At 32.9% G+C, this 12,427-nt stretch carries 15 protein-coding genes; 4 read left to right on the top strand and 11 right to left on the bottom strand.

Translation table 11 applies throughout. The annotated features are described in order from the left end of the window. Nucleotides 1-305 precede the first annotated feature (305 nt). From E0W69_RS08985 to E0W69_RS08950, 8 genes are all read right to left on the bottom strand, one after another. Nucleotides 306-1,763, bottom strand: a complete 1,458-nt coding sequence (locus tag E0W69_RS08985; protein WP_131328948.1) for a relaxase/mobilization nuclease domain-containing protein — start codon at nt 1,761-1,763, stop codon at nt 306-308. Then, nucleotides 1,718-2,140 carry a plasmid mobilization protein gene (locus tag E0W69_RS08980; protein WP_131328947.1) on the bottom strand — a complete coding sequence of 141 codons (423 nt, stop codon included), beginning with the start codon at nt 2,138-2,140 and terminating at the stop codon, nt 1,718-1,720. The genes E0W69_RS08985 and E0W69_RS08980 overlap by 46 nt, the downstream gene beginning before the upstream one ends. Before the next feature lie 444 nt (nt 2,141-2,584). Next, nucleotides 2,585-2,929, bottom strand: coding sequence for a hypothetical protein (locus tag E0W69_RS08975; RefSeq protein WP_131328946.1), 345 nt, complete (start codon nt 2,927-2,929; stop codon nt 2,585-2,587). 19 nt (nt 2,930-2,948) lie between these two features. Then, on the bottom strand, nt 2,949-3,248 hold the full coding sequence (locus E0W69_RS08970) for a helix-turn-helix transcriptional regulator (RefSeq protein ID WP_131328945.1): 300 nt from the start codon (nt 3,246-3,248) through the stop codon (nt 2,949-2,951). A 230-nt stretch (nt 3,249-3,478) separates the two neighbouring features. After that, nucleotides 3,479-3,970, bottom strand: coding sequence for a JAB domain-containing protein (locus E0W69_RS08965; protein ID WP_131328944.1), 492 nt, complete (start codon nt 3,968-3,970; stop codon nt 3,479-3,481). Nucleotides 3,971-4,313: 343 nt separating this feature from the next. After that, entirely contained in the window at nt 4,314-5,006 is a 693-nt protein-coding gene (locus tag E0W69_RS08960; RefSeq protein WP_131329732.1) for a hypothetical protein, read from the bottom strand. Nucleotides 5,007-5,011: 5 nt separating this feature from the next. Beyond that, nucleotides 5,012-5,233, bottom strand: a complete 222-nt coding sequence (locus E0W69_RS08955) for a hypothetical protein (protein ID WP_131328942.1) — start codon at nt 5,231-5,233, stop codon at nt 5,012-5,014. A gap of 161 nt (nt 5,234-5,394) precedes the next feature. Further along, nucleotides 5,395-6,321, bottom strand: a complete 927-nt coding sequence (locus E0W69_RS08950; protein WP_131328941.1) for a hypothetical protein — start codon at nt 6,319-6,321, stop codon at nt 5,395-5,397. A 304-nt stretch (nt 6,322-6,625) separates the two neighbouring features. Here E0W69_RS08950 and E0W69_RS08945 point away from each other — a divergent pair, with 304 nt between their 5' ends. Continuing rightward, nucleotides 6,626-6,925, top strand: coding sequence for an HU family DNA-binding protein (locus tag E0W69_RS08945; RefSeq protein ID WP_131328940.1), 300 nt, complete (start codon nt 6,626-6,628; stop codon nt 6,923-6,925). Between the two features lie 748 nt (nt 6,926-7,673). On the opposite strand, the gene E0W69_RS08940 is transcribed toward E0W69_RS08945, so the two are convergent. Further along, on the bottom strand, nt 7,674-7,868 hold the full coding sequence (locus tag E0W69_RS08940; RefSeq protein ID WP_131328939.1) for a hypothetical protein: 195 nt from the start codon (nt 7,866-7,868) through the stop codon (nt 7,674-7,676). Nucleotides 7,869-7,923: 55 nt separating this feature from the next. Between E0W69_RS08940 and E0W69_RS08935 the strand changes: the two genes are divergently transcribed. Next, nucleotides 7,924-8,523, top strand: coding sequence for a TetR/AcrR family transcriptional regulator (locus E0W69_RS08935; protein ID WP_131328938.1), 600 nt, complete (start codon nt 7,924-7,926; stop codon nt 8,521-8,523). A 182-nt stretch (nt 8,524-8,705) separates the two neighbouring features. Here E0W69_RS08935 and E0W69_RS08930 read toward each other — a convergent pair whose 3' ends face one another. Further along, complete coding sequence (locus E0W69_RS08930) at nt 8,706-9,533, bottom strand: helix-turn-helix domain-containing protein (protein WP_131328937.1); 828 nt, start codon at nt 9,531-9,533, stop codon at nt 8,706-8,708. Between the two features lie 140 nt (nt 9,534-9,673). Between E0W69_RS08930 and E0W69_RS08925 the strand changes: the two genes are divergently transcribed. Both E0W69_RS08925 and E0W69_RS08920 read left to right on the top strand, forming a co-directional pair. Beyond that, nucleotides 9,674-10,087 carry an MFS transporter gene (locus E0W69_RS08925; RefSeq protein ID WP_191967970.1) on the top strand — a complete coding sequence of 138 codons (414 nt, stop codon included), beginning with the start codon at nt 9,674-9,676 and terminating at the stop codon, nt 10,085-10,087. Then, nucleotides 10,063-10,815 carry an MFS transporter gene (locus E0W69_RS08920; protein ID WP_131328935.1) on the top strand — a complete coding sequence of 251 codons (753 nt, stop codon included), beginning with the start codon at nt 10,063-10,065 and terminating at the stop codon, nt 10,813-10,815. The genes E0W69_RS08925 and E0W69_RS08920 overlap by 25 nt, the downstream gene beginning before the upstream one ends. A gap of 299 nt (nt 10,816-11,114) precedes the next feature. Here the strand turns inward: E0W69_RS08920 and E0W69_RS08915 are convergent, their stop codons facing one another. After that, nucleotides 11,115-12,350 (bottom strand): site-specific integrase, encoded by a 1,236-nt coding sequence (locus E0W69_RS08915; RefSeq protein WP_191967969.1) that lies wholly within the window; start codon nt 12,348-12,350, stop codon nt 11,115-11,117. Nucleotides 12,351-12,427: the final 77 nt, after the last annotated feature.

The raw sequence follows: 12,427 nt of genomic DNA, 5'->3' as shown, positions 1-12,427 counted from the left end.
TAACAAACTCATCAATGTTTTAATCTTACAAGGTACTAATTTTTTAGTCAAATAAGGGTCAATATTAATATATTTTACAATAAAATTAACATATATATTTTTAGATATTATTTGGAAAATTTTCCTTTAATTTCATACTTAATCCAGGAAATCTCCTTGCTTATTTCTTTTTAACAATCTTTAACTTCCCAACTTGTAAACACCTTGCGATCCTATAGTTCCTCATATTACAATTTTGTACAGACAAAAACACAGTGTCTTGAACAGAAATAATAATATACTTCTCAAATCTGAAAATCGCTTATTTACCAATTAATCCGCCGTTTAGATTTCTTTTTATCTTGTATGATATGTCCGAATAAAGTTTCAAATTGTTGAGCAAATAACCCATGAATGTAATCTTGTATTAGTTTTATTCCATTATCTTGTACATGATTATTCAGATGCGCACATAGTTCGGGCGTGATGTTACGCTCTTCAAGATAGGTTCTTGTTTTCCCATATAAACCAATGGAAGAATTACCTTTTTGATCCTGAAATGAAAGCCGATAATCAAGGTTTTGATATTTTCCGTTGGATGCCTCCAATTTTAAACCATTACTATAGATATAGGATAGCGCATTTGCAGCATTGCCTTGAGTCAGAATGCCCTTTGCATATGCAGATAATCTTTCTTGATCCAACATGTTTTGTTTTCTTTCCAGCAACCCTCTAATCCCTAATTGTTCTTGTATTCTCTTGGCGGAATAGTTTCTACCCAGTTCACTTCCATTGACCACCACTTTTGAGGTATGGTCTGTAAAAGCAATACCGTAGACCATTTGTTTATTTTGATAAATGACCATTTCTATTTGTTCCTTTTTTAATTCAGATTCTAATGCCTTTAAATTCGGTAGGTTGCTACTTATTGCTTTGTCAATAGCCTCCCTTATTTTTCGGTAGTAATGTCCGGTAAAATCTTTTTTCTGCTGAAATACTTTTTCCAAATTCTTTAATGTTGGTCTTGCGGAAAGATCACTTGCTTTCACAGGAACACCAATACGCTTTCCATTTCTATCCAGTACACTATAGGCTAATCCACCTTTCTCAAACATAGTCGTTCTCGGTTCTCCCCGGTAAGCTTGCACATTATATCCTTTGAGTACGGCATTGAATCCTGCCAGTGAAGTAAAGCGGTAATCTCTCATAACTGACTTTACTACATTTGCAATAGCCGCTTTTGTTTCTCCTTTGCCATAGATTACTTTTTGGGCAACTACAGGTTTTATACGCTGTTCTTCCTTTTTGTTTTTGTGATCTTCTGCTTTGACCAATCCAAACTCTAGTTCGGTTTTCTTTCTGGCGACTTCACTTTTGATTCTCCCAATATTGTGTAAAGAAATCGCAGTTCCATCTTCTTGAACATTGGTGGTTATAATGTGGACATGTGGATGACCGACATCTATATGTTGATAGACGAGGTACGGTTGTTCTCCAAATCCCAATTCTTCCATATAAAAAGAAGTTACTTCTGCCAGTTTTTGTGGGGATAGTTTTTCTGATGGATCAAAGTTCAGACTGATATGCAGGCAATTGGTTTTTATCCGTTCATTGAGTGCTACCTGCCTTTCCAGTGTCAACAATTTCTCGGAAAAGGAAAGTTGAAAAATCGATTTTGAATAACCATTACAGTCCAAAGGAAAAGCCTCTGCTTCCTTAACTTTCTTTTCATTGTAGTTTAAGGCTCCTCGGATGCTTTTTCCTGTGATGATCTTTGATACCATATCGAAGCATTTTTATTGATTTGTTGCTGAATGTCTTTGGTAATTTCCAATAGTATTTCCTGTTTTCTCTTGGCATCCTGTAACCAAAATTCATATCTGGGTAATTCTTTCAGCCCGTTGATGCGTCGGACGATCTGGTTGAAATTATTGCCAAGAGCTTTCAGTTCTTTTCGGAGTCTGGCCATTTCTGCGGTGAAAAGATCCAATGATCGATCCCGTATAAAAAAGGTCACGGGTTTGCCCAACAATAGTTTTCTTCCATAATCGCTGAGTTTATGGTCGGAGCTTTTTTGCCAGGAGGCTAATATCTTTTGGTGTTCTGCTTCTGTCAATCGAAAATTTATCCGGTGGATTCGGTTTGGATTATGAGCTTCCATAAGTGATTAATTAAATTTATTGAAAATGAAAAACAGGCGAGTTTCGAGCCTTTTTATAGTCTTCTCGCAACTATGGCAGCGAGTGAGCCAGGTCTGTTGTCATACAACAGTACATCTGGCTCATCGAACGAACGATGTCAATAGCTTACCAATCTCTCTTGATAGGAAGAAATGCAATGGATATTGCCAGAAACGATTTTACTTATAGGCGTATGCCCGCCATTTATTTTGCTAGTTGAATTTGAAGAGAATTGATTTTCTACTTTTTTGTCCCCTATAAAATCTTTAAAACATATTAGTGCAAAAGTTTAAGATGATAGTATCAGGATGTTTGTAAAAGAGCAACTATCACCTTACAACAAGATTCAATAAAATGAAAAGTATAAATTTGAAATTTCTTTTTCTTTTCACCCGCCCAATGAAACTTAAATACACTCAAGTAATTCAACTATCTTTCTTGAATATTTTGGGATTATCCAACCCATATCTTCGGATACTGTCTTTGAGTTCCATCCACAAACTAATGGCATAATCTGCCAGTTCAAAGATTTCTTCTTTGGAAAAGTTATTACTATTGATCACCAAAGCTTTTTTCTTAACCTCTGATTTGAATTCTTCTTCTTTGTTGGAGGAAAGATTTTTATTCATGATAGTTTCCTGATAGGATAACAGATTGGGAGCACCACCTTCTCCAATTTGTAGGTCGTTGCCGATGGAAAGACTATTGCCATAAAGTTTGATTTGTTTTCCGGTACTAAAGCCCAGAATTCTTCTTTTAATATCTGCCATAATATTTGGTTTTGAAAAGTTAAGCAATGCGATTTTGCAATTGTTTGGGATTTTTATCTTTCAAATAATGCATCACTTCTGAGCGCAGAAAGTAAACTCTTCCGCCTTGTTTGTGAAAAGGCAAGCCCTGATGCATCCATTGGTGTAGTGTCACCAAAGAGATTTGAAAAATACCTGCCACCTCTTTGCGATTGAGTAGTTTTTCTGGTTCATTCATGGGCGTTTTTAATATTTGTGGAAGTTTTCGCAAGGAGCTTTCCAATGCTTCTGCAATCCAACGTCGAAAGTCTTCTTCTGTGGGGATGAATAATTTTTCCATATTGTTCTGTGTTTAGGACTGCAATATGGCAGGTTCAACACTTTCAAACAAGGATAGATGCGGCGTAGATAATAGAAGTTAGACTTTCAATAACTTAGAATAATGTAAAGTTTAAGATTTGTAAAAAAGTATATAACTATATTTTATCCGAATACTCCATTTGAATAGCAATTCTATTTTGAATAGTAAAAACGCAACATCAAAACAGTTATAAAAATCAAATGAAGGACTTATAAGAGTCCTTCATCGGCAAAAGATTGATAACTATCAGTGGTAAGAATCAAATGATCTAACAAAGTAATGTCCATCAATTTTGCAGCCTCCTTTAATTTTTCTGTCATTTTCAGATCGGCTTGGCTTGGAGTAAGGTTCCCACTCGGATGGTTATGCGCAACAATCAATTTACAGGAATTACATTTTAAAGCTACCGTAAGTAAGATGCGAATATCAACTATAGTTCCTGTAGAACCTCCAGTAGAACTATGGTATACACCAAGCACTCTATTGGCATTATTCATTAAAAGCATTTTAAAGGATTCTACAAGTTCCATTTCATTTTCGTTCCATACGGATCTAAACAGGGTCAAAGCATCTTCAGACTGATTGATTTTGGGTCTTTGAGATGCTTTGAGTTTATTACGATAGGACAACTTCACTTCTTGTAGTTCTGACCAATGAGATTGTTCATTTTCTAATTCTTGGATGGTGCTGTACTTTTTCATTTTTATACTGTTTTTGTGTAACAGCGTCATAAGAAGGTTTGCAAGAAGGCTGGTAGAACGTGGAATAGCGGAACACAGTGAGCATATGCCGTCGAAAGCTGCCAGCATTCTTGATACAAACCTTCTTAGCTTAGTGAAACAAAAAACAGAATAGAAAAATTGTTCAGCATATTACTATAAGAAAATTACAGCTAATTCATAGGAATGAAAAAATTGGGATAAACAGTAATGTTATTATTCAAATACAGAACATATTTTGGAACTCAAGTTATGAGCGTTGTTTATTTAGTCTATAGGACAAATAATATCGAAGTTGATATGCTATTAGTATTACAGTTAGAACTTATGAAAAGAACAGCTTAGCGTCTAAAACCTCTACTTTTTTTAGGTTCATCGGGGTCGTCAGGGGAGGTAGTGGATTACGGCGTGGTAATCTTTTTATTTGGGGACTCAAATCCCGAATGAGTTCTTTAAATTCTCTTTTAACCCAATCTGGAAGAGGTAGTGTTGGCAATGCTTTTTTGTTTTTGAAGTCATACTCCATGCTAATATATGTATTACCCGTTTTTTCTACATTCACAGCAATAAGACCACTAAAGCGATCTTTATATTTATTGAATAGAGGAAATATATTATCATACATACTTTGTATAACATCTGGAGCTACGAAATGTCTGCCATTTTCCGCTCTCATTTTTGCCCTATCCAGACAAAGATTTACATCATCAGTATGGAACAGTACAACTATTATTTCATTTTCAGAATTGACCTGTTTAATTCTTTTTACATAATTGTAATGGTGTTCAAACCCTAGATTAAGTTCTATGGCAAAATTCGCATTTGAGAAAAGTCGATTGTTAAATATCCGATTGAATTTAAGCTGCCCCATTTCTTTGAAATCTGTATAGCCAGCTATTTTATACTTTAGGGACATATCATCAGAGTCCAGAATTTCCAATCCCTTGGGTATGAAGAGTCTACCAGATGTACTTTTTCCCGCACCAGGAGCACCTGCGATAATGTAAATTCTGGCCATATAAGCTATATATTTACAACTTTTCCATTTTTATACTCTGCAACCATCACGCCGTCCTTTTCATAGACGAGTGGTTGATTAATAGAAAAGAGATATTCACGCACAAAGTCTTTACTTTTTATCTTCCATTCTTCATATTCCTTTTCAGACATATTCGAAGGGGACTTATCCATAGTTCCAAAGGAAACCAATTCTTCGTCTTTTAAATCTTTTAACGTTTCTTCCATAAATTAATATTTAATGATTATATTTTGTTTCTACCTATTCAAAATTAAACATTTATCTACTGATTTCCATAGCTAGCTAACTTCTCTTATGTAAAAACGAACTTGAACTAACTATTTTATAATGATTTATATTTCCATAATAGTATACTTCTTGCCAATACTCAATAAAAAAAATTAACCATAGCCTCTTCCAATTGTTTCACCTTTTCGTGTTGAGGTTTGATTCGCTCTTGTTGTGAGGTAATCATCTTTTGGAGCGTGCTCGTCTTGTAGCTTCGAAAGGCTTCAAAGTGCATTCGTAAAAAAGCTGCTAAATCTGTTTTAGAAAAATTAGCAAACAAATATTTTATAGATTCATTATTGTTAGAACTTGGAGCTTGTACTTGTTGTAAGAGGATAAAAAATCGTATTATAAGACCTTCGTGTTCTCGATTGGACAATTGGATATTTCCTGTGCTAAGTCCACTGGTTATTTGTTGTATTTCGTTTTCTGCGGAATCTATGACGCTATTCATTCTATCTTCCATTCGGATAGCTAGATTTCCAACAATTTCCTCCATCCTCTCTGCAGATAGAGCCTCTTTTTCGCTTTGAGCTAAAACCGTATCCAAATCTGCTCTTACAGACACTCTCATAGCATTTCTGTTTACCTCCAAACGTGTATCTTTTTGTGTATTTAGCCAATCGACAGCTATTTCGAGTTTCTTTCTGTATGCTTGAGAACCTGCATTTCTTATTCTGTGTGCTAATTCTAATGTCAGGAAATGTAAAAATTCTTCATTGTTGGTGTACGCCTGATAATGGTACGAAAGAAAATCAGACATCTCAATGGGTAAGTAGCCTGCCATCTTACCAAATGCTTCGTTGTAATACTGCTGCGCATTAGGCTCCTTGGAAAAGAACAAATCATATCCGGTACTATTCTTTCCTATTTGATACTGGAAATAGGATTTGAAGTTCCCAGGTTGATTAGAGGTTTCTGTTCTGCCAAATAAGGACGCCTTCATGGTACGCCAAAACAAGCTGCCTGAAAAATTAGGGATAAGTGTCATGATTGGGATAATTGATTGATTCTCTAATTTACGCATATTAACTAATAGATTTGAATGATGGAGCATCTTCCATTCTATCTGTACTTCTTTTGACTATTATGTACTAGTTATTAAAAAAAACATTGCTAATCTTGTCATTGTCTTTGATACATTCCAATTTTGTCTAGGCATTAATTCAGGTCCCGAAATTTTGGTTTGTTTTAGAAATGCCGATTTTCAACCTTTACATTAGAAGGATTCGTGTTTGGATGAATTATGAAAGGGAGACAGATGTGTTTGGATATTGGCACTGTTTGTGTAAATTCAAATTCTAAATAGAAATTTTAAAACTCATATCCTCATGAACAAATCTGAATTAATTGATCTTTTGGCTTCTAAATCAGGTACAACTAAAACTGATGCGGCTAAAGTATTAGATGCATTTACCCAATCAGTAACCGAAACATTGGCTGGTGGTGATTCTATTACATTAATTGGCTTTGGTACTTTTAGTGTATCTGAGCGTTCAGCACGCGATGGTCGCAACCCTCAAACTGGTGAGACTATCAAAATAAAAGCTAGTAAAGTGGCTAAATTTAAAGCTGGCAAAGCCGTCAGTGAAGCTTTGAATGTAAAGCCAAAGAAAAAAACTAAGAAATAATACATTGATCTTAGTAATAAGCTAGTAGGATTTTTTGTAGATTTAAAAAATCAAACAAAATGGTACTTATAGTACCATTTTGTTTTTATAGTATACAGAGCCAAGCCTATTTAGTCCTTTAAAAACTAAATACTTTTTACTCCACAGATTTCTGCACCTTGTTGTAATTAGCTGCCTTAAAAAACTATTATTAACCTATTGTGCATTTAGGAAAAATAAAAAAAGATACTTCAAACAGATCATATACCAATGACATTTTACTAAATTTTTTAATGGTTTCAAAACTAGAATACCGAACTTTCGTTCCATTCTTAAACAAAACGGTGTTTAAACGAAACTTAAACAATCTAAAAATCAATATTATCTGAATGGTCAAAAGTTAATTAAGAATACTTATTTATATAGTAATTCTGATGAATAAAATTATAAAATAGAGCTCCCAAAAAATAGAAAATTATGTCAAATATATCCGCAGTATAATTTGAATTAAAACATGGTAATATGAATTCAAATAAAATACCGCATATCAATGCAATAAGTAAAATTATTCTCTTGGGATAGATGTAAAAATTACATTTAGAACATAGATTATGTAAATAATAGGATAAGTGAAATATAAAAGGAATAAAGAAAAAATCAGTCAACCAGTTATTCAGAATTGGAATAGGGAACTTTAAAAATCTGAGTATATGTACACAAGACCAACTTAATACATACATTCTAAAATATTTATCACATAGCCTTATTTTCATAAAACGAAACTTATAGCAAGCACTACAACAGAAAATACGACTACTGCAAGCACCAATATTGCAGATGCTCCGATATTTTTAGAATATTTTTTTATTGTAGAATCCTTTTCATTTAACGGAAGTACAGACTCTCTAAAATTTTTATATAAATCTTTGAAATAATTTTTAAGTCGACTTTTTTCGTTTTTCATAATATTCGAATATAATAATTTTTACAAAATTAGAACATTTGTTCTAATTTTGGATGTGTCTACAAAAGAAAAAATATTAGAGAGTGCGCGATTTTTATATAACAAGTACGGTATTGACAACATCACAACTAGAGATATTGCTAAGGATATAGCTATTAGCGCAGGGAATTTACACTACCATTTTAAACACACAGAAGACATTTTAATACAGCTCTTTCATGCATTTGAGAAAGAATTTGATACGCTAATGGCAACGTTGCAAAATCAGCACCATTTTTCACTGGATTCTCTAAATCAATTTATTGTAGATTCCGTTGTTCTAGTACATAAGTACAAATTTGTTCCTTTAAATTTTCAATCTCTATCCCAAAAAAATCAAAAGATACGAAGTGCTTACATTGACATAAATAAGCGTAGGAAAGTTGAATTTTTAGAAATTTTCCTACAGCTTGTTCAGAAAAAAATATTCCGAAAAGATATACCAGAGAAGCAATTTTTATATTTAGTACGTCAGATTTTTATTGTAGGTGATTTTTGGATAGCTTATAATGAAGCAAGTTTTCGAAAAGAAGGAAAGGAAGCCGTAAGAGAACACTGTAAAATGTTAAAAAGTCTATTTTATCCATATCTAACCACGCCGCAAACTCTATTCTAAATTTTTATGTTTACAAAAGAACAATTTGTAGACTTCGCCACGTTAGTAGAAATTAAAATTAAGCTATTATGCATTTAAGCTAAGATAAACTCAACTGATAATAATATTGAAATACCTTTAACATGATGGAATCTAGAATCAATATACAAAATAAAGTAGTAAAAGACTCATTGTTAACATAATTAATTATGCTTTTTATATTCTTCTGGAGTAAAGCCACTATTTTTTTTAAAAAATCGGCTAAAATAAGAATGATCATTAAATTGAAGATTGTACGCAATTTCCTTGATTGTCAATTCACTTTCTACCAACATTCTTTTCGCTTCTAGTAACAGCCTTGAATGAATCTGTTGAGTGACAGTTGTATTCATTTTAGTGTTTAATATCTGATTTAATCTTTTAGCACTTAAACCTAAGTGGTTGGCATAAAAACTGCATTTCCTTTGAGTTATAAAATTCTCTTCCAATAACATTAAAAACTGATAAATTCTTTTCTGATGAACGTCCTGTTTTAAAAACTTGTTTTGAGACAATCGTATTAACTGCAATAGAAAGACCTTAACGAGTGGTTTTAATACTAAAAAACTTCCAAACTCATTATCTACCTCAAATCTCATTAATTGCATAACATGATTTAGATTATCTTCAACCTCTTTTGATATAATTAGTTTTCGATTTTGTTCATCTGAATTAAAGAGATTGAAGACATCTATTGAAAATTCTTTATCGTCTTCTTGAAGATATTCTCTGTCAAATGCGATAATAAACCCTTCCTCATAAAAAATAGATTTGTTTAACGTTTGTGAAGGAGGTACGAATAATATAGTATTAAGTCGGGAGGCATCCTCATTTCTATTAATATTCTCATGATACCAAAACATCTTAAACAATAGAACTTGATTCGTTTTAAATATTTTATTATTATGATTTTGGGTTAATTCTGAAACCACAAACTTAGAAGGATCTAAAAGGTGACTATAGTTAGTCGATTTGATATTTTGAAATTTCATTTAATTCAAATTATTTATCTAAAACTATACCCAGTTTATTAAATTTCCAAATTGTACTAGCTATTTGGGAAATAAGATAACAATAGGATAAGGTTATATAATGACCTTTGCATAAAATTTTAAATATGCAAAATTTAAAAGTGTCTAATACTGGAATCTTTACGATTCTTCTTATCAGTAGCTTAACAATTATGGTTGGTACTGTAATAGCTCCATCATTATACCAAATAGCCGCGCAACTTGGATTTTCAAAAAGTCCAGGATGGCTTGTCACTTTGCCATCATTGGGAGTGGTATTATTTGCACCTGTAATGGGGCGATTAATAGATCGAAAAGGTGCATATAATATGATGATTTTAGGTTTGATACCTTATGCAATATTTGGTTTTGGAGGTGCATTTTTAAAATACCCATCATTGGTTGTTATTGATCGTATTTTACTAGGTGGAGCTACAGCAGCAATACAGGCATCAGGGACTGTATTGATAGCTGAACTTTTTCAAGGGGAAAAGAGAATGAAAATGATAGCATGGCAAGGCATGGCTATAGATTAGGCGGCGTTGTTTTTCTTAGTGTTGGAGGTATATTGGGTGGAATGGACTGGTTTTACCCCTTCGCAATTTATCTTATTGCTTTTATTTGTTTGATATTGCAAAAAATATCTATTCCGCAAATAACTATAATTCCTAAAACAAGCCATGACTTAAATGTCAATAAAACAAATACAAAGAAAACAAGCATTGTATGCATTATAGTCTTATGTTCTTTAGTATCGATGATCTTGTTTTTTACAGCATTTGTTGGTTTACCCTTATTGCTTCCAGAGATGTTTAAGTTTTCGGAATCACAAACGGGTTACTTTATGGCTTTCATATCATTGGTTGCCGTGATATGTGCAAGTCAGATGCCAAAATTTGTTTTTAAAATTGGTACAGAGCCCACAATTGGTACAGGTTTTCTTTTTTTTATGATTGGACTTTTACTTTTTTATGTGGCTTCAAATGTACCTTTATTATTTTGTGGCGCGATTAGCATGGGAATTGGATTTGGAATGACCGTTCCGTTATTAAATCATTGGATGGTTCAGAGTAGCAGTTCAGAAGAAAGAGGAAAAAATCTAGGATATTATTCTATGGGAATTTTTGGGGGGCAATTCTTGTCCTCATTTTTTACAGAACTATTTACTCATATACAATATGCATTTTTAACATCAGCTATTATTGGGGCAATAACTTCCATATTTATATTTGCGATAAACTACCAAAAACGAAGCATGAAATAAGTTAACAAATCCATTTAATCAGACTCTTAAATGATTATCTCAAAAAATAATTATATTATCATTCTGTTATCCAATTAGGAAGTACAATGATAAGTAGTTATCTAGTATAGTTCTTTTAATTCTTTACTCAACTTGCTATTTGGATTAGTTTATAACTTTTCTATGTCTTTAAATATCCTATCAAAATGGCACTTTCATAGTACCATTTTATTTTTATAGTATACAGAGCCTAGCCTATTTAGTCCTTTTAAAACTAAATAAATACATGTTTATAATTACTATATACGTTTAATTTATACTTAGTGTGCTTCACTACCCATTTTAAGTTTGTCTTTTAAAGTGCGCATATTGTTGCTAATCTTCTTTCGGGTTATTTTCGCATAAATTTGAGTAGTCCGAATGCTTTTATGTCCCAACATTCGGCTAACTGTTTCAATTGGTACATCATTTTCGAGTGTAACGGTAGTTGCAAAAGTATGTCTTGCCGTATGAGATGTAAGATGTTTATCTATGCCACAGATATCTGCAATTTCCTGTAAATAACCATTAAAGCGTTGATTGCTACATAAAGGAAGTAATTGTTTCTTTTTCTGTAATACTATATTACAGCTATACTTCTCCAAAATTTCAAGAGCAACAGGTAAAAGCGGAACTTCTTCCAATGTTCCTGTTTTTTGACGATCTGTTATAATCCATTTTTCGCCATCCATGCCAGTTATAATATTGCTAGCCGTAAGCTGCATTACATCCGTAAATGCTAATCCGGTAAAACAACAAAATATATATACATCCCTCACTTGCGCCAATCTAGGTAGTAAAGATTTATTATAAATTCTTTCAATTTCTTCCATAGTTAGAATTTCCCTTTGTGGATTTTCATAGTTGCACTTAAATCCTCCAATTGGATTATAGGGTATCCATCCTTGATCTACAGCGAACTTCAAAACCTGTTTTGTGATTTTGATGTATTTCATGGCTGTATTGGAACCAATCTTGGTCACGTTACACAGGTAATGTTCGAAATCAGATGCTAAGCCAAACTGTATTTGAGACAACGGTAGATCGTCTAACTTATACTGTTCATTTAGGAATGTAGAAACTTTCTCTTTTGTTATTTCATATCTTTTGTAGGTACGATCACTGTTGCGACCAGATGCGACTTTTGCGAAGAATCTTTGATTATGCAAAGCAAAGACTTCCAGCAAACTTTTTTGATTAACCTTTTTCCCCAAATAGGTATTTTTCAATATTTCTAATGATATCGGACTTTCTAGTAGAGATAATTTTGTATATAATCCCTGCAAGGAACCTGAAATTTGCGTAAGAGAAATATTGATTTTACGAGATTGTTCTCCAGCCCCTTTCACACGCTGATTCTTTTGGTCCCATTGAGATGGATTTAGATACAAATGAGTGGATAATTCCATCCGCTTCCCATTCAGTGTAATACGGGCGTAAATTGGAAAAGTTTCGTTTTTACTTCTTTGGCGATTAAGCCAAAATAAGATGGATAAAGTGGGATTAAGTTTTGCCATAACCAACATTTTTTTTGTGGCTAAAACAGAAAAACATTACTATTTTTATTACTGTCTTAACCTTGTGAAACGTAATG

It is taken from the genome of Rhizosphaericola mali (assembly GCF_004337365.2).
Taxonomy (GTDB): domain Bacteria; phylum Bacteroidota; class Bacteroidia; order Chitinophagales; family Chitinophagaceae; genus Rhizosphaericola; species Rhizosphaericola mali.
Note: the sequence above shows the minus strand (reverse complement) of the source record. Positions and strands in the feature narration are given on the sequence as shown.